We start from the raw sequence: 16,025 nt of genomic DNA, 5'->3' as shown, positions 1-16,025 counted from the left end.
GTCCTGCAGGTGCCGGCCGACGGCGGGCAGGTGATGCACCGGCGCGATGCCGAGTGTGCGCAGGTGCTCGGTGTCGCCGACGCCAGAGAGCTGGAGCAGCTGCGGCGAGTTGAACGCGCCGCCGCACAAGATCACTTCGCCCGCCTCGATCCGTTCGAGATGGCGGCCGCCGCGTGTGGAGTACTCGACGCCGGTGGCCCGGGTGCCGTCGAACAGGATCCGGTGGGCGAGCGCCCGGGTGACCACGGTGAGGTTCGGCCGGCTCATCGCCGGGTGCAGGTAGGCGCGCGCGGCGCTCCAGCGTTGCCCGTCGTGGATCGTCATTTGATACGGGCCCCAACCTTCCTGCTGGAAGCCATTGAAATCGCTGGTGACCGCGTGGCCCGCCTGACGCCCGGCCTCGACCGTCGCCTTGTAGATCGGGTTGGGCGAAGAGGCCTTGGAAACCTTGAGGGGGCCTTCGCCGCCATGCCAGGCGTCACCGCCGCCTTCCAGGCTTTCCGAGCGTTTGAAGTAGGGAAGGACATCCCGGTATGACCAGCCCGGCAGGCCCATCTGGCGCCAGTTGTCATAGTCGCGGGCATGGCCGCGAATGTAGATCATGCCGTTGATCGACGACGATCCGCCCCAGCCCTTGCCGCGGGGCCACCACAGCTTGCGGTTCTCAAGCTGCGGCTCTTCCTCGGTCCAGAATCCCCAGTTGTAGGGACCGGCCTTGCCGATCAGTCCGCCGACTCCGGCCGGCATCTTGACCATGATGGAATTGTCCTTGCCGCCGGCCTCCAGCAACAGGACCCGCACGCTCGCGTCCTCGGTCAGGCGGTTGGCCAGAACGCACCCGGCGGAGCCCGCGCCGATGATCACGTAGTCGTAGCGGTCCATGGGCGGTCCATCCCTAAACACTGTTAAGTTTGGCGCACATTTACCCGTACGCGCCGCCGAAACAAGGCCTGGGAGGACCGCCTTCTGGCTGTCGTGGCGTCAAGCTGGGCGGCGGAATTCCATGATCCAGTTGGTCTCCCAGGTCTTGCCGCCGTCATACGAGAACGCCTGGCTCCAGCGAGGGCTGTCGGTGTCGGTGCGGCTCCAGTCGAACAGCACCTTGATCGGCTTGTCCCCGTCCATGTCGTCGCCGGCGAAGACGCCCTTGCCGTCGTTGAACCGGCCATAGACCGGCGGCTGCAACAGGCCATCCTTGGAGTTGATCCAGTAGATCGCCCACTGGTCCTTGGCCGGGTCGTAGAGGCGCAGGCTCATGCCCTTGAACCCCTTGGTCGGGAAGGTCGCCTCGTCGATGGAGACCATGCCGCCCATCAGGATCTGAGCGGTCTCATGGGACGCGAAGACCTCCCAGTCGTCCGACCCGACCCCGCGCTGCCGAAGCTGGCGGTTCGTCACCTCCCAGACGCCGTGATTGAAGTCGAAGTCGTGCGCTGCCTTGCCGGTCATGGGGGATGTCTTTCCTGCGGGGGTTTGAGCCATGGCGGCGCCGGCGGCGCCGAGGGCGAGGCCGGCCGCCAGAAGCAGCCGCCGATCGAGATCTGAGGGGGTCATCGGGGTCTCCGTTCGTCCGCCCCCGGTCTAGTCGACATATGCTGACACACGACGTCAGGTATATCTGGTAGGCTCGAATTCATGCGTGCCAGCCGCCTCCTCTCCATCCTGCTGATCCTGCAACTGCGGGGTCGCCAGACGGCGCAGACGCTGGCCGATGAATTCGAGGTCTCGGTCAGGACGATCTATCGCGACATCGACCACCTCAGCGCCGCGGGCGTGCCGGTCTATGCCGACCGGGGCCGCAACGGGGGGTTCGACCTGTTGGACGGCTACAAGACCAAGCTGACCGGCTTCACCTCCAGCGAGGCCGAGAGCCTGTTCCTGGCGGGCCTTCCCGGCGCGGCCCAGGACCTGGGGTTCAGCGAGGCGTTGATCGGGGCCAAGCTGAAATTGCTGGCCGCCCTGCCCCCGGAGTCGCGCGAGAGCGCCGAGCGGGTCGGCACGCGGTTTCACCTCGACCCCGTCGGCTGGTACCGCAGTTCCGAGGCCGCCGACCTGCTGCCGGCCGTGGCCGACGCCGTCTGGACGGCGCGGAAGATCGCCGTGCGTTACGAACGCTGGGACGGCGAGGTGGAGCGGGTGCTGGAGCCTCTGGGCCTCGTGATGAAGGCCGGCGTCTGGTACCTGGTGGCCTCGGTCGCCGGGACGCCGCGCACCTACCGGCTCTCCAACATCAAGTCCCTGACCCCGGGCGAGCCGTTCGATCGCATCAAGGCCTTCGATCTCGCCGCCTACTGGACCCAGCAGCGCGACCGCTTCGAAGAGGGGCTGGTCCAGGGCGAGGCCACCCTGCGGGTCACGCCGAAGGGCCTGGAGCGCCTTGCCGTGCTCAGCGCCGCGGTCGGCGACGCCGCCAAGGCCTCGGCCGGCGCCCCCGACGCGGAAGGCCGGATGCAGGTCGTCATCCCCATCGAGACAGTAGAGAACGCCATGACGCAGTTGTTCCGCCTCGGTCCTGAGATCGAGGTGCTGTCACCGCCGGAGCTTCGGACCGCCATGGCGGTCCGGGCGCGAGCCCTGGCGGCGCTTTACGCTTAAGGCGGCTAGCGCCCCTTCCAGACCGGCGCGCGCTTCTGGGCGAAGGCCATCGGGCCCTCGACGAAGTCCTCGGACGTGAACAGGGCCGCGGCGGCCGGGTAGCGCATCTGGCCCTTGATGGCGGCTTCCAGGCTGGGTTCGTCCAGGCCCTTGAACACCGCCTCTTTGGAGGCGCGGATCGACATGGGCGACAGCTCGCAGATCTGGGCGGCCCATTTCCGCGCCACCGCCATCAGCTCGTCGGGCTTGGCCACCTCGTTGACGAAGCCCAGGGTTTGGCCCTCCGCCGCCGAGACCCGCCGTCCCGTCAGGATCATTCCCAGGGCCTGCTTCTGGCCGATGGCGCGCGGCAGGCGGTGCAGGCCGCCGGCCAGAGCGGCCAGGCCCACCCGCGGTTCCGGCAGGGCGAAGGTGGCGGCTTCGGAGGCGATGATCAGGTCGCAGGCCAGCGCGATCTCGAACCCGCCGCCCATGGCCACGCCGTTGACCGCGGCGATCAGCGGCTTGGTCAGGTCGAACCGCGAGGTCAGGCCCGCGAAGCCCGACGGCGGGCTTTTCATGTCGCCGCCCATGGCCTGGTGTTTCAGGTCGTTGCCGGCCGAGAAGGCCCGCTCTCCGGCGCCGGTGACGATGCCCACCCACTGCTCCGGGTCGGCGGCGAAGGCGTCGAAGGCCTCATGCAGCTCGAAGTGCGCCGCCGAGTGCAGGGCGTTCATCACCTCGGGCCGGTTCAGGGTGATGATGGTGACCGGACCCTCGCGGTCCACCTTGATGAACTCATAGGCCATGGCGCGTCCTCCTGATGTCGTTGCCGCGACGCTCGCCGGGCGCCCCTACGTCCGTCAAGCGCGCCGACCCTGTTCCGAGCCGGTGACGATATCGGTCCCCGGCCCGCCGTCGCGGATCGTCTTATCGCGATAGATCACCGCTCCGATCAGGTTGGGACTGCGACGAACGGCGGTGCAAAATTCCTCCCAGGCCTCGGAGGGGACCCACAGGCACGGCGCCCGGGGGTCCTCGTCTATGGCGACGTCCACCAGGGTTCGAATGTCCATGGTCGATCCAGCGGTCAGGCCACCGGCGTCAGGCCGGCGCGATAGCGTTTCCAGTTGGCCACATAGTGCATCGCGCCGCCGCCGATCACGCGGGCCTGCTCGTCGCTGATCTCGCGCACCACCTTGCCGGGGGCGCCCATGACCAGGGAATTGTCGGGGATCTCCTTGCCTTCGGTGATCAGGCAGTTGGCGCCGATCAGGCAGTTCTTCCCGATTCGCGCGCCGTTCAGGACGATCGACCCGATCCCGACCAGCGAATTGTCGCCGATCGTGCAGCCGTGCAGCATGACCATATGCCCGACCGTCACATTGGCGCCGATGGTCAGCGGGGAGCCGCTATCGGTGTGCAGGACGCTGCCGTCCTGAACGTTGGAATTCTCCCCGATGATGATCGGGTCGTTGTCGCCGCGAATTGTCGCACCGAACCAAACCGATGCATTCTTCTTGAGAATCACGTGACCAAGGACGGCTGCGTTGGGTGCAATCCAGTATTCATCATCGCTAGGCAGTTCCGGGGCTACACCGCCCAAGTTGTAGACACTCATCCGTAGACCCCGTTTCTTAAACAGAATGGTGTGTTTAACCATTCGTAAACCTAGCTAGCATCATCTTAGTCGTGCGATTCGAGAGGGTGAAACACCTTCCCGCATCCCACCGCGAGTCGGCCTTGCGTTTGGACGGAGTACAGGGTGTCGCGTCTGCTTCGGCGGGTTCTCCCGCCCGGATCACAAACCGGAAGCGAGCCGCCAGGCCGCAGCGCGCGACGCCGCCGTTCCAATTCTGATCTGCCGATGACCAAGGGCGAGCCATTCCGGCTTCGCCCTTTTTTCTTGCCCCGATGGAGGCCTTGATGACCAAGCGAGCTCTCAAGCGACAACTGCGCGAAGGCGCGTTCGACGCCGGCCAGTTCGAGGATGACGGCAAGATTCGCCGTCTGCCAGTAGCCGATCGGGCCTGGTCGCCGCTGGCCCATCACAACGACGACCGCGATCAGGGTCGCGACCAGGGCTATGTGAAGACCATCAAGGCCAAGTCCCCTGGCCAGCAGGAGCTGATCGACGCGATCGACGCCAAGAACCTGGTCATGGCGCTCGGCCCCGCCGGGACCGGCAAGACCTATCTTGCCATCGCCAAGGCGGTCGAGGCCCTGGAAGCCGGCAAGGTCGGGCGCATCGTGCTCTCCCGGCCCGCGGTGGAAGCCGGCGAATCCATCGGCTACCTGCCCGGCGACGCCGAGGACAAGCTCGCGCCCTATCTGCGGCCGCTCTACGACGCCCTGTCGGATCGGCTGTCCATGAAGCGGGTTCGCGCCCTGATGGCTGAGGGCGCCATCGAGATCGCTCCAGTCGGCTTCATGCGCGGCCGCACGCTCAACAACGCCTTCGTGGTGATCGACGAGGCGCAGAACTGCACCTATGGCCAGCTCAAGATGCTGCTGACCCGGCTGGGCTGGCACTCGACCATGGTGGTGACCGGCGACCCCAACCAGTCCGACCTGCTGCCCGAGCTTTCGGGCCTGGGACCGGTGGCCGACAAGTTCGACGCCCTGACCAACATCGCCGTCGTGCGCCTGAAAGACGTCGACATCGTCCGCCACCCGCTGGTGGCCGAAATGCTGGGCGTGCTCTGAGGCTCTAGATTCTCATCGAAATCTTCGCCGGTCCCGGAAACCGCCCCGGGGCCGGCTTTTTCGTGGGCGAGCCCCTAGGGCAGGTCTTCCGCCAGGATCGCCATCTCGAACATGAACGAGCCGTCGCCGTCCTCGTCCTCGAACACCACGCCGATGAACTCCTCGCCCACATAGACTTCGGCGGAGTCCTTCTGCTTCGGACGGGGCGTCAGGGTGATGCGGGCGTTGGCGAAGGTGCCGCGCAGGTGGCCTTCGATCTTGCGGATAGTCTTTTCGTCCAGCACGCCGTGCTCCTGCGTCAAATTCGGCCGGAACCTAGCGCGCTTTGGTCTCGCGGTGAAAGCGCCTGGGCGGGAAAAAGCTGGGGATGCGGCGGCCGGCGCGTCTAGTCTGCCGGCAAATCAGGGCGGGAGGCAGAGGTGGCGGGCGTCGAACTGGGTTTGATCGAAGGCTATTACGGCAAGCCCTGGTCCTGGGCTGACCGGGAAGACGTGATCGCGCGGCTGTCGGCCCACGGCTACGGCTTCCACATCTATGCGCCCAAGGCCGACCCCTTCCTGCGCCGCCGTTGGCAGGAGCCGCACCCCCCCGAAGAGGCCGAGCGCCTGCGCGCTTTCTCGGCCTCCTGTCGCGACCTGGGCGTCCGCTTCGGGGTGGGCCTCAGCCCCTATGAAATCTATCGCGACTTCGGCGCTGACGCGCAGGCGGCCCTGGCCGCCAAGCTCGAGGACCTCGAGAGCCTGGGCCTCGACGATCTCGCCATCCTGTTCGACGACATGCGGGGCGATCTGCCGGACCTGGCGGCGAATCAGATTCGCATCGTCCACTGGATCGCCGAACGGACCACCGCCACACGGCTCATCGTCTGCCCGTCCTACTATACCGACGATCCGATCTTGGACCGGGTGTTCGGCCAGCGGCCGGAGAACTACCTGGAAGACCTGGGCGCCGGCCTAGATCCCGCCATCGAGGTGTTCTGGACGGGCGAGGAAGTCTGTTCGCGCGAATACAGCGCGGGCCACCTGGCGCGCGTGGGCGGCCAGCTCCGCCGCAAGCCGTTCCTCTGGGACAACTATCCGGTCAATGACGGGCCGCTGATGTCGCCCTTCCTGCATGTCCGCGCCTTCACCGGGCGCCCTGCGTCGATCGGCCCACACCTGTCGGCGCACGCCGTCAATCCGGCCCTGCAACCGGTCCTGTCGCAGATTCCGGCCATCACCCTGGCTGAAAGCTATCTCCGAGGGCCCGCCTATGAATACGGAGCCGCCTTACAGCGCGCGGCCGCCGAGGTGCTAGGACCAGACCTCGCCGCCGCGCTCCAGCTCAACCTGACCCAGATCCAGGGCTTCGGTCTCGATCGACTGACGGACGAGAATGTCCGGCGGATGCGGGCCCGATATCAGCGCTTCGATCATGCGGGCGCACGCGAGGTCCTGGCCTGGCTGGACGGCGCCTACCGGGTCACCCAGGCCGAGATGGACGCCTCCTGAGGCGGTTCGCCTTGACCCCCGAAAAGGCCAGCCTAAAGTCAGGCTTAGACGCCCCCAGACAGCGGAAGAGTCCCACCCAGTGACCTCCTGATCAACGCCTTCGCCCTGGCCGCCTGAGCCAGGTTCGCGACGTTCGTTGATCCGTGCCCGTCACTCTTGGGAATCCAGCCGACATGGCGTTCTTCCGCAACACCACAGTAAACCTTCTCAACCTGCACTATGGCGTCCACGCCCTGGCGCTCAGCGGCGGCGGCGCGTTCTTCGCCGTCTTCCTGCTGCGCGCCGGCGTTCCCGCGCCAGGGGTGCTGGCCTCTCTCGCCGCCATCCTGATCGGCCGGTTCTGCATCCGCCCGTTCGTGCTGCCGCTGGGCAAGCGGTTCGGCCTGAAGCCGCTGGTCATCGCCGGCACCATCCTAACGGCCTTGCAGTACCCGCTGCTGGCCCAGGTCGACGGCGTCGGCTGGGCGCTATTGGCGCTCTGCGTCGTCGCCTCGATCGGCGACACTTTCTACTGGACCTCGTACCACGCCTATTTCGCGTCGCTCGGGGACTCCGAACACCGCGGCCATCAGATCGGCGCGCGCGAGGCCATCGCCGCCGTCGTCGGCATCGCCGCCCCATTGCTCACCGGCTGGGCCCTGGTGACCGTCGGGCCGCAGATTGCGTTCGGCGTTACGGCTGTCGTGCTTATGATATCGGCCCTGCCCCTGCTCAAGACGCCGGACATCGCGGTTCTCGACCAGGCGCCCGGCGCGCTTCGCGCCGCCCTGCCCGGCGCGCTGATCTTCGCGGCCGGCGGGCTGTTCGCCTCGGGCTTTCATTTCGTCTGGCAGATCGCGCTCTTCATTTCCCTGGGAGAGAGCTTCACCGCCTTTGGCGGCGCCGTGGCGCTCGCCGCGGTCGTCGGCGCGGTCGCCGGCCTGGTTCTCGGCCGCTTCATCGATGCCGGTCACGGCGGCTGGATCGTCTGGCTGGCCTCTGGAACCGCGGCGGCGGGGGTCCTCGCGCGCGCCGCCGGATACGGCGATCCGACGCTGGCGGTGGCCGCCAACGCCCTGGGCGCGCTGGTCATGGCGATCTACACGCCGGTCGAGATGACGGCGATCTACAACCAGTCCCAGGCCTCGCCCTGCTCGCTGCGGTTTCAGGTCGCCGCCGAAGGGGGCTGGGACGCCGGCGGCGCCGTCGGCTGTCTGGCGGCGGCCGGCATGCTCAGCCTGGGCGCGCCGCCGTCCGCGGCGATCCTGATCTCCCTGGCCGGAACCGCCTGCGCGTTCGCGTTGCTACGGCGCTACTACCGCCAAGCGCCTCAGATCACGTAGTCGTAGACCGCCTCGGCCAAGGTTTGATCCATGCTGCGCGCCGGTTCTTCGCAGGTCGGGCAATTGACCAGGCGCGCGGGCACGCCGGCGGCGGTGCAACCCGCCGGAACAGGCTTCAACACCACCGAGCCCGCCGCGATCTTGGCGTAGTCGCCGATGTGGATATTGCCCAGCACCTTGGCGCCGGCGCTCAGCAGGACGCCCTTGCCGATCTTCGGATGGCGGTCGCCGCGTTCCGCGCCCGTCCCGCCCAGGGTCACGTCCTGCAGCATGGAGACGTCGTCGCCGATCACCGCGGTCTCGCCGATGACGATGCCCGTGCCGTGGTCGATGAACACACCTGATCCGATCTTGGTGGCCGGATGGATGTCGACCTGGAAGATTTCGGACATGCGGCTCTGCAGGTAGAGCGCGATGGTCTCGCGCCCCTGGTGCCACAGCCAATGCGCCACGCGTTGGGTCTGCAGGGCCTGAAAACCCTTGAAGAACAGGAACGGCTGCACATAGCCCTTGCAGGCGGGGTCGCGTTCGAACACGGCCTTCAGGTCCCGCTCGGCGGTGTCCACCAAGCCCGGATCGCTGCGATAGGCGGCGTCGGCCAGTTCGCGCAGGCTCATGGCCCGCAGCTCTTGGTCGCCGAGCTTGCGCGCCAATTGGTAGGACAGGGCCGCGCCCAGGTCCTCATGGCTCAACACCACGGCGTTCAGCAGCGACGCCAGGGCCGGTTCGGCCTTGGCGGCACGCTCGGCCTCGTTGCGCAGCGACGCCCAGACAGGCGGCGGCGCGCCGATCTCGATGACTTCCAGACGTTGGCTCAAAGGCTCCTCCCGTCCCACGGCGGTTCCCCTATTCTAGCATGCCACGCGCCAAGGCGTCCGGCAAAAGGCCTTCACGAGCCATATGGTATCCCCGGAGCAGCATCGCCACTGTCAGGGCGTCTTGAATGTGGCCGGCCATGGTCGCGTCCAGAACCTCGCGGAATGGCGCGCGAACGCGGGCGATGTCCTCCGTCCCGTCGCCCCGCGGCTCCGCCTGGGACTGGGTTAGGCCGGTGGCCAGATACCCGATCGCCAGTTCATCGGTGACCGAGTTGGAGAGCTGCATTCGCAGGATCTCGGTCCACTGTTCGGCCTCAAGGCCGGTTTCCTCCAGCAGCTCGCGCCGGGCGCCGGCCAGCGGCGGCTCGTCCAGCGGTCCGCCGCCCTCCGGGATCTCCCAGCTATAGTCGGCGAAGGGGAAGCGGTGCTGTCCCACCAGGGTCACCGTTGCGTCGTCGTGGAGCGGCAAGATCGCCAAGGCGCGGTTCTTGAAGGCGACAAGCCCATACAGCGCCGGCTTTCCGGTCGGCGCGACGGCGGTCTGCTCGGTCACGGCGATCCAGGGATTGTCATAGACGCGCCGGGGTTCGCCCGCCTTCCAGGGCGTTCCGTGCGCGACCAGCCAGTCGGGTTTTTGCGACATATTCTCAACTAGCCTTGCAGAAGCCCGTCTCCCGCTTCAATAAAGGACTCCTCTATCGGCTTTCCTAACGAGGCCCGGACGTGACCATCGCGCTACCCCCCACGCCGGTCTTCGGGACCCCCGTCGACCAGCCGCCTCACCTCGAGGTGCTCGATTTTCTCACGCGGAGAAGGTCCTCCTCGGCGGTGACCCTGGCCGAGCCCGGCCCTGGACCCGACGAAATCGCCGCCCTGATTCAGTTGGCCGCCCGCGTGCCCGATCACGGGAAGTTGTCGCCGTGGCGGTTCATTATCCTCGATTCAGAGGGCAAGGCGGCCTTCGCAGCCAAGCTTGAGGCCCTCGCCTTGGGCCGTGGCGACCCCCGCGCGGCGGCCAAGCTGGCCAAACTCAAGCTCCCGCCGGTTGGAATCGCGGTGGTCTCGCGCGCCGTGGCCCACGAGATTCCACTGTGGGAGCAGGAGCTCTCGGCAGGCGCGGTCTGCACGACCCTGCTCTACGCCGCCCAGGCCCTGGGCTATGGCGCCAACTGGATCACCGACTGGTACGCCTATGATGCGCAAGCCAAGGCCCTGCTTGGTCTTGCGGAGCATGAGCGGGTCGCCGGATTCATCTTCATGGGAACGCCGAAAGACCCGCCGATGGAGCGTGAACGGCCCGATTCCGTCGCGCTCACCACGCTGTGGCGCCCCTGATCGGCGCCGGTCCAGCCCAGATACACGACGGCCGGACGGCGATGGCGCGCCGCCCGGCCTGAAGTGTGACACGCCCGAGGAGAGATGGGCGATGTCCTCATAGCATACCGCGCCCCCGTCGGCTAGTCGACGCCGACACCGTCACAGCCAAGCTCGCCCGCTTCGCGACAGGCCAGCCTAGGTCGGTTGAGATCGAGGGTTGTATTGAATGGCGCGAATACTCTCGCCGATTCGACCGTCGGTGCAAAAGCAACCGTTCGACCTCGGACGATTAGCGTTTCCAAGGGACGAATTCTAAATCAACCCCGTCCGCGATAGGTCGCGACGCCTTGGTCGGGAATCCATAATCCCTCCGGCGCGGGCCCGCTTTGCCAGAAGACGTCGATTGGAATGCCGCCGCGCGGGAACCAATAGCCGCCGATGCGCAGCCACCGCGGCGCGGCGACCTCCACGATCCTGCGCCCGATCGCCACCGTGCAGTCCTCGTTGAAGGCCCCGTGATTGCGGAAGGCGCACAGATAGAGTTTCAGCGACTTGGATTCGATCAGCCAATCGCCCGGCGCGTAGTCGATCACCAGATGGGCGAAATCGGGCTGGGCGGTCACGGGGCACAGCGAGGTGAACTCCGGCGCCGTGAAACGGGCCAGATACAGCACATCGGCCTGCGGATTGGGCACGCGCGCCAGGACCGCGGCCTCGGGGCTGTCGAATCCGCGGACCTCGCGGCCCAACTGGGTCAGATGCGTCTCGTCCATCGTCGGCGATGTAGCCCTTGGGCTTGCGCGCGGCAACCGAGACGGCCGACAGTGAGCGCCAACCGATTACTCAAGTTGGAGCGTGCGATGGCCGGCAGGGATTTCGAGAACTTCGTTGTGGTGGTGACCGGAGCCTCGACAGGATTGGGCCGCGCGATCGCGATCGAAACCGCCGGTCGCGGCGCGGCCGCCGTGATCATCAACTATGCCAGCAGCGCCGAGGAGGCTGACGAAACCGCGCGCCTGGTGAAGGCCGAGGGCGCTCAGGCCGTGCTGGTCCAGGGGGACGTCGCCAGCGACGCCGACTGCCGCAGGATCGCGGCGGCGGCCGAGCCGTTCGGTCGGATCGACGCGCTGTTCAACAACGCCGGAGTGACCAAGTTCGCGCCCAACCATGCCGATATGGAGGCGGTCTCGGCCGAGGACTTCCTGCGGCTCTACGGCGTGAACGTGGTGGGCGCATTCCAGATGGTCAGGGCCTGCAAAATCCTGCTGGAGGCAGCGCCCCAGCCTGGCGCGGTGGTCAATACCTCGTCCATCGCGGGCGTGGCCGGGATCGGCTCCTCGGTGCCCTATGCCGCTTCCAAGGGCGCGATGAACACCATGACTCTATCGCTGGCCCGCGCGCTGGCGCCCAAGATCCGGGTCAACGCCATCTGTCCCGGCTTCATAGACACGCCATGGTTCGGGAAGGGCGTGGGCGCCGAACAGGCCGCGCGCGTCCGGGCCGGCGCGGCCGCTAATACGCCGTTGAAGGCCGCCTCCACCGCCGAAGACGTGGCCGCCGCCGCCGTGTTCCTGGCCTCAACCGCTTCGCGCCACATCACCGGCGAGACCCTGCTGGTCGACGCTGGGACTCACCTGAACTACGCCCCACTTTCCATGCGCTAACCGGTGCGCGTGGCGTGACCGTTGCTCGAAAGGCACAGCCGATCGCCCAAGAAACAGGCTCACACGCGCGTTAACGCTCAAGAATCGATCACGGCTTAGGTAGAGCCGTACATCGGGCCCCCTCGCGTTGATCTCGGTCTCGCCGACATGGCGATCTCCCCAGACGATTGGGCGAAGCTCGATCGATGATAAGGGGATAAACGAAATGAAACTCATTAAGACTACGCTTTTCGCCGCCGCCGCCTCCGTCGCCATGGGCGGCGCAGCCTTCGCGCAGGACGCCGCGCCGTTCGACTTTTCCTTCAATGTCGGCGCGGCATCGGACTATGTGTTCCGTGGCGTGAGCCAGACTGACGAGAACCCGCAGGTTTTCGGCGGCGTCGACGCGACCATCGGCGGCATCGGCTATGCGGGCGTTTGGATCTCGAACGTCGACTTCGGCGGCGACACCAATGGCGAAGTCGATATCTACGCCGGCGTCAAGCCGACGCTGGGTCCGATCAACCTCGATCTGGGCGTGGTCTATTACGGCTACCTGAACCAGGCTTCGGGCGCCGATGAAGACTATGTCGAATGGAAGGTCGCGGGCTCGACGGCCGTCGGTCCGGCCACCGTCGGCGCCGTCTTCTTCTATTCCAGCGACTTCTTCGGCGGCACCGGCGAAGCGACCTACTTCGAGCTGAACGGCTCCGCGCCGGTCGCCGAGAAGGTCAGCGTCTCGGGCGCCATCGGCAAGCAGAACGTCGAAGGTCCCTTCGACTACACCACTTGGAACCTCGGCGTTGGCTACGCCCTCACCGACAAGGTGGGTCTGGACCTGCGCTATCACGACACCGACGAGCACGGCTTCGGCGACATCTACGACAGCCGCGTCGTCGCCGGCATCAAGGTCGTGTTCTAGGGTCGTCGATCCTGAGGTCGCAGACAGGTTCGTTTCGGATCGGAAACGAACAACTCTTGGGCTTTTCAGTAATTTAGGCCTATGAGGAGCCGCCCCGCCACCGGGGCGGCTTTTCTGTTTGCATATACCCGCCCCAGGAGAAGAACGGTTCCCCTGTTGCGCGAAAAGTGCTCCCACTGTGGGAGCCAAACATCAGTCCCCGAGTTTCATTGGACGGTCGCGTGCGCGCGTCTATGTTGCGGTTAACGACGAGCGGAGCGCGACTCATGGAGCAGATGGCCAATCGGGCCCAGACCGTCGTCGCGGACACCCTTATCGCGGCTGGGGCCTTCTTCCTGGCCTATGTCCTTTCCTCCGCTCGCGTCCTGGAATTGGGCGCCGCGGGCCTTCCCGCGTTCAAGCTCCTCCAGTTGGTCGGCATCTACGGCGCGCTCGCCGCGGTGTTTTCCACGATCTTCCGCCGGGAGCTTTCGCCGTGGCGTTACGTGTCGATTCCCGACGCCCTGGTGCTGACCCGCACGGCATTCCTCACCGCCGGCGTCTTCCTGCTCACGGTCTTCGTGGTTGACCGCGCCGACAGTCTTCCACGCTCCGCGCTGGCCATGGCGGTCATTTTCCAGATGGTCGGCTGCATGGGCGCGCGCATCGTGCGCCGCGCCCTGCACGAGCATGCGCTGGATTCCTTCGCGCCTCTGAAGACCGTCAAGGACCGTGCGCCCCAGGCGCCGTCGCTGCTGCTGATCGGCCCGCCCTCTCTGGCCGACTCCTACCTGCGCGACGTCGCCCGCCGCCACGACCATGCCTGGACCCCGGTCGGCATCGTCGGTTCCGACGCCCGCGACGTGGGCCAGCAGGTGCGTGGCGTCTGCGTGATCGAGAGCCTCGACAATCTAGACGCCGCCCTGACCGATCTGCGTCGCTGGAACCGCTATCCCCGCGCCATCCTGTTCCTGGACGAGCCGGGCCGCCTGCGCGGCCTGACCGCCGACCAGTTGGGCCAGCTGAAGAATGACGGCATCCGCCTTCTGCGCCTGCCTTCCATCGTCGAACTGGCCCACCAGGATGGCATGGCCCTGCTGCCGATGCGCGAGATCAGCGTCGAGGAACTGCTGGCCCGTGACCCCATCGAGTTGGACCGCGCCGCGGTCGGCGCCCTGATCCGCGGACGCCGGGTGCTGATCACCGGCGCCGGCGGCTCGATCGGCGCGGAGCTCTGCCGCCAGGTGGCCGCCTTCCAGGCCGCCCACGTGACCATGATGGACTTCTCGGAGACCTCGCTGTTCGAGATCGACCGCGAGATGAGTGAGACCTGGCCGGCGCTGTCGCGCAGCGCAGTCCTTTGCGACGTGCGCAACGCCCGGCGCCTCGAGCAGGCGTTCCGGAAGGAAAAGCCGCACCTGGTCTTCCACGCCGCGGCGCTCAAGCACGTCTCCATGGTCGAGCGGCACCCCTGCGAAGGCGTGCTCACCAACGTTGTCGGCACCTGGAACGTGGCCGAGGCGGCCAAGTCCTGCGGCGCGGCACAGATGGTGCTGATCTCCACGGACAAGGCCGTCGACCCCTCCAACGTCATGGGCGCCACAAAGCGTCTGGCCGAGGCCGTGATTCAGGCCCAGCAGGCCGGCCAAGGCACGCGGTTCTCCGCCGTGCGGTTTGGCAATGTCCTGGGCTCGGCGGGCTCGGTGGTGCCGATCTTCAAGTCTCAGATCGATCGCGGCGGCCCGGTGACAGTGACCCACGAGGAAATCGAGCGCTTCTTCATGACCATTCCGGAGGCCGCCCAGCTCGTCCTCCATGCCACGGCCACTTGCGCCGAGGGCGACGAGAACGCCGGCGCCCGCCTGTTCCTGTTGGAAATGGGCGAGCCGGTCCGGATCATGGACCTGGCGCGCCAGATGATCGCCTTGTCCGGCCGCACGCCCGGCAAGGACATCGAGATCGAGATCACCGGCCTGCGCCCCGGCGAGAAGCTGACCGAGGCGCTTCTGGATGAAACCGAACGCTCCCTGCCCTGTGCCCCCAAGGTCATGGAGGTGGTCACCTCCTCGGCCCTGCGCATCACCAGCAGCCACCTGGTCGAGATCGAAGGCCTGGCCGAGATGGGCGATGTCGAGGATGTCCGCCGCGCGCTGTTCGACCTTGTTGGCCAGATCCGCGGCGAGAAGCCCGGCGCCGCGCCAACCCTGCGGGTTGTCGCCAACGGGTGACGCCCGCGCCAAGACCGTCTAATCGGGCTGCATGGCGCTTATCCTGGTCACCGGCACAGCCGGCTTCATCGGTTCTCATGTCGCCCACCGGCTGCTTGATCGCGGCGACACGGTGGTCGGGCTCGACAATCTCAACGCCTACTACGACCCGACCCTGAAACAGGCCCGCCTGGCGCGCCTGGAGGCCCGTGAGGGCTATCGCCACGCCACCATCGACCTGGTCGACCGGGACGCTGTCGCGGCCCTCTTCGCCGAGACCCAGCCGGAGGGCGTGATCAACCTGGCCGCCCAGGCCGGCGTCCGCTACAGCCTCGAAAAGCCGGAGGCCTATGTGGACTCCAATGTGGTCGGTTTCGGCAACATCCTCGAGGGCTGCCGCGCCGTTCAGCCGCGCCACCTGGTCTTCGCCTCGACCAGTTCCGTCTATGGCGCCAATGGAAAGCTGCCGTTCTCGGTGCACGATCCGGTGCACCATCCGATCACACTCTACGCGGCCACCAAGCTCGCCAACGAGTCGATGGCCCATTCGTACGCCCACCTGTTCGGCGTGCCCGCCACCGGCTTCCGGTTCTTCACCGTCTACGGTCCGTGGGGCCGTCCCGACATGGCGCTGTTCAAGTTCACCGAAGCGATCCTCGCGGGGCGTCCCATCGACGTCTATGGCGAGGGTCGCATGCAGCGCGACTTCACCTATGTGGACGATATCGTCTCCGGCGTGGTCGCCGCCCTCGACCGGCCCCCAGCCGCGGATCCGAACTGGGACCCGCAAGCCCCCGACCCCGCCACCAGCGGGGTGGCGCCCTGGCGGATCCTCAACCTGGGAAATAGCACCCGCGTCGAACTGATGCGCTACATCGAGGTCCTCGAGCAGAAGCTGGGCCGCAAGGCGGAGCTCAACCTCCTGCCCATGCAGCCCGGCGACGTGGCCCGCACCGAGGCCGATGTCACCGAGACCAAGGCGGCCCTGGACTACGCGCCGAAGACCCCGATCGAGACCGGCGTCTCCAACTTCGTCGACTGGTACCT

At 66.9% G+C, this 16,025-nt stretch carries 18 protein-coding genes; 9 read left to right on the top strand and 9 right to left on the bottom strand.

All coding sequences use genetic code 11. The features are described 5' to 3' along the window. Both RMO04_RS20245 and RMO04_RS20240 read right to left on the bottom strand, forming a co-directional pair. Positions 1-882: GMC family oxidoreductase N-terminal domain-containing protein (locus RMO04_RS20245; protein WP_309646572.1), on the bottom strand; the 882-nt coding region annotated here is incomplete at its 3' end. Positions 883-981: 99 nt separating this feature from the next. Further along, the gene (locus RMO04_RS20240) at positions 982-1,554 is read right to left on the bottom strand and encodes a DUF1579 domain-containing protein (protein ID WP_309646571.1); all 573 of its coding nucleotides are present in this window, start codon (positions 1,552-1,554) and stop codon (positions 982-984) included. Positions 1,555-1,635: 81 nt separating this feature from the next. Between RMO04_RS20240 and RMO04_RS20235 the strand changes: the two genes are divergently transcribed. Then, positions 1,636-2,595: a YafY family protein gene (locus RMO04_RS20235; RefSeq protein ID WP_309646570.1), complete on the top strand. Its 960-nt coding sequence runs from the start codon at positions 1,636-1,638 to the stop codon at positions 2,593-2,595. A 5-nt stretch (positions 2,596-2,600) separates the two neighbouring features. Here RMO04_RS20235 and RMO04_RS20230 read toward each other — a convergent pair whose 3' ends face one another. Genes RMO04_RS20230 through RMO04_RS20220 form a run of 3 tightly spaced genes read right to left on the bottom strand, consistent with a single transcriptional unit; the run spans position 2,601 to position 4,195 of the window. After that, positions 2,601-3,383 carry an enoyl-CoA hydratase-related protein gene (locus tag RMO04_RS20230; RefSeq protein ID WP_309646569.1) on the bottom strand — a complete coding sequence of 261 codons (783 nt, stop codon included), beginning with the start codon at positions 3,381-3,383 and terminating at the stop codon, positions 2,601-2,603. Between the two features lie 54 nt (positions 3,384-3,437). Next, a complete protein-coding gene (locus tag RMO04_RS20225) occupies positions 3,438-3,650 on the bottom strand; it encodes a hypothetical protein (RefSeq protein ID WP_309646568.1) in 213 nt (70 codons plus the stop codon). A 14-nt stretch (positions 3,651-3,664) separates the two neighbouring features. After that, entirely contained in the window at positions 3,665-4,195 is a 531-nt protein-coding gene (locus RMO04_RS20220) for a gamma carbonic anhydrase family protein (protein ID WP_309646573.1), read from the bottom strand. Between the two features lie 293 nt (positions 4,196-4,488). On the opposite strand from RMO04_RS20220, the gene RMO04_RS20215 reads away from it, so the two are divergent. Next, positions 4,489-5,280 carry a PhoH family protein gene (locus RMO04_RS20215; protein WP_309646567.1) on the top strand — a complete coding sequence of 264 codons (792 nt, stop codon included), beginning with the start codon at positions 4,489-4,491 and terminating at the stop codon, positions 5,278-5,280. Between the two features lie 74 nt (positions 5,281-5,354). On the opposite strand, the gene RMO04_RS20210 is transcribed toward RMO04_RS20215, so the two are convergent. Continuing rightward, positions 5,355-5,561, bottom strand: coding sequence for a DUF3126 family protein (locus RMO04_RS20210; RefSeq protein ID WP_254837089.1), 207 nt, complete (start codon positions 5,559-5,561; stop codon positions 5,355-5,357). A gap of 138 nt (positions 5,562-5,699) precedes the next feature. Here RMO04_RS20210 and RMO04_RS20205 point away from each other — a divergent pair, with 138 nt between their 5' ends. Together RMO04_RS20205 and RMO04_RS20200 are read left to right on the top strand one after the other, a co-directional pair. Further along, positions 5,700-6,770, top strand: a complete 1,071-nt coding sequence (locus RMO04_RS20205; protein WP_309646566.1) for a beta-N-acetylglucosaminidase domain-containing protein — start codon at positions 5,700-5,702, stop codon at positions 6,768-6,770. Between the two features lie 173 nt (positions 6,771-6,943). Next, on the top strand, positions 6,944-8,092 hold the full coding sequence (locus RMO04_RS20200; RefSeq protein WP_309646565.1) for an MFS transporter: 1,149 nt from the start codon (positions 6,944-6,946) through the stop codon (positions 8,090-8,092). On the opposite strand, the gene cysE is transcribed toward RMO04_RS20200, so the two are convergent. Continuing rightward, on the bottom strand, positions 8,080-8,910 hold the full coding sequence (gene cysE / locus RMO04_RS20195; protein WP_309646564.1) for a serine O-acetyltransferase: 831 nt from the start codon (positions 8,908-8,910) through the stop codon (positions 8,080-8,082). The genes RMO04_RS20200 and cysE overlap by 13 nt on opposite strands. A 28-nt stretch (positions 8,911-8,938) precedes the next feature. After that, positions 8,939-9,553 carry an NUDIX hydrolase gene (locus RMO04_RS20190; protein ID WP_309646563.1) on the bottom strand — a complete coding sequence of 205 codons (615 nt, stop codon included), beginning with the start codon at positions 9,551-9,553 and terminating at the stop codon, positions 8,939-8,941. A gap of 80 nt (positions 9,554-9,633) precedes the next feature. Between RMO04_RS20190 and RMO04_RS20185 the strand changes: the two genes are divergently transcribed. Further along, on the top strand, positions 9,634-10,245 hold the full coding sequence (locus RMO04_RS20185; RefSeq protein WP_309646562.1) for a nitroreductase: 612 nt from the start codon (positions 9,634-9,636) through the stop codon (positions 10,243-10,245). A gap of 299 nt (positions 10,246-10,544) precedes the next feature. Here the strand turns inward: RMO04_RS20185 and queF are convergent, their stop codons facing one another. Next, positions 10,545-11,000, bottom strand: a complete 456-nt coding sequence (queF, locus tag RMO04_RS20180) for a preQ(1) synthase (protein ID WP_309646561.1) — start codon at positions 10,998-11,000, stop codon at positions 10,545-10,547. An 87-nt stretch (positions 11,001-11,087) separates the two neighbouring features. Here queF and RMO04_RS20175 point away from each other — a divergent pair, with 87 nt between their 5' ends. From RMO04_RS20175 to RMO04_RS20160, 4 genes are all read left to right on the top strand, one after another. Next, positions 11,088-11,891, top strand: coding sequence for an SDR family NAD(P)-dependent oxidoreductase (locus RMO04_RS20175; RefSeq protein WP_309646560.1), 804 nt, complete (start codon positions 11,088-11,090; stop codon positions 11,889-11,891). Positions 11,892-12,096: 205 nt separating this feature from the next. Continuing rightward, the gene (locus RMO04_RS20170; RefSeq protein WP_309646559.1) at positions 12,097-12,792 is read left to right on the top strand and encodes a TorF family putative porin; all 696 of its coding nucleotides are present in this window, start codon (positions 12,097-12,099) and stop codon (positions 12,790-12,792) included. A gap of 266 nt (positions 12,793-13,058) precedes the next feature. Next, positions 13,059-14,999 carry a nucleoside-diphosphate sugar epimerase/dehydratase gene (locus RMO04_RS20165; protein WP_309646558.1) on the top strand — a complete coding sequence of 647 codons (1,941 nt, stop codon included), beginning with the start codon at positions 13,059-13,061 and terminating at the stop codon, positions 14,997-14,999. Positions 15,000-15,030: 31 nt separating this feature from the next. Continuing rightward, a partial coding sequence (locus RMO04_RS20160; protein WP_309646557.1) for an NAD-dependent epimerase occupies positions 15,031-16,025 on the top strand: 995 nt, incomplete at its 3' end.

This window comes from Phenylobacterium sp. (assembly GCF_031412415.1).
Classification (GTDB): Bacteria; Pseudomonadota; Alphaproteobacteria; order Caulobacterales; family Caulobacteraceae; genus Phenylobacterium.
Note: the sequence above shows the minus strand (reverse complement) of the source record. Positions and strands in the feature narration are given on the sequence as shown.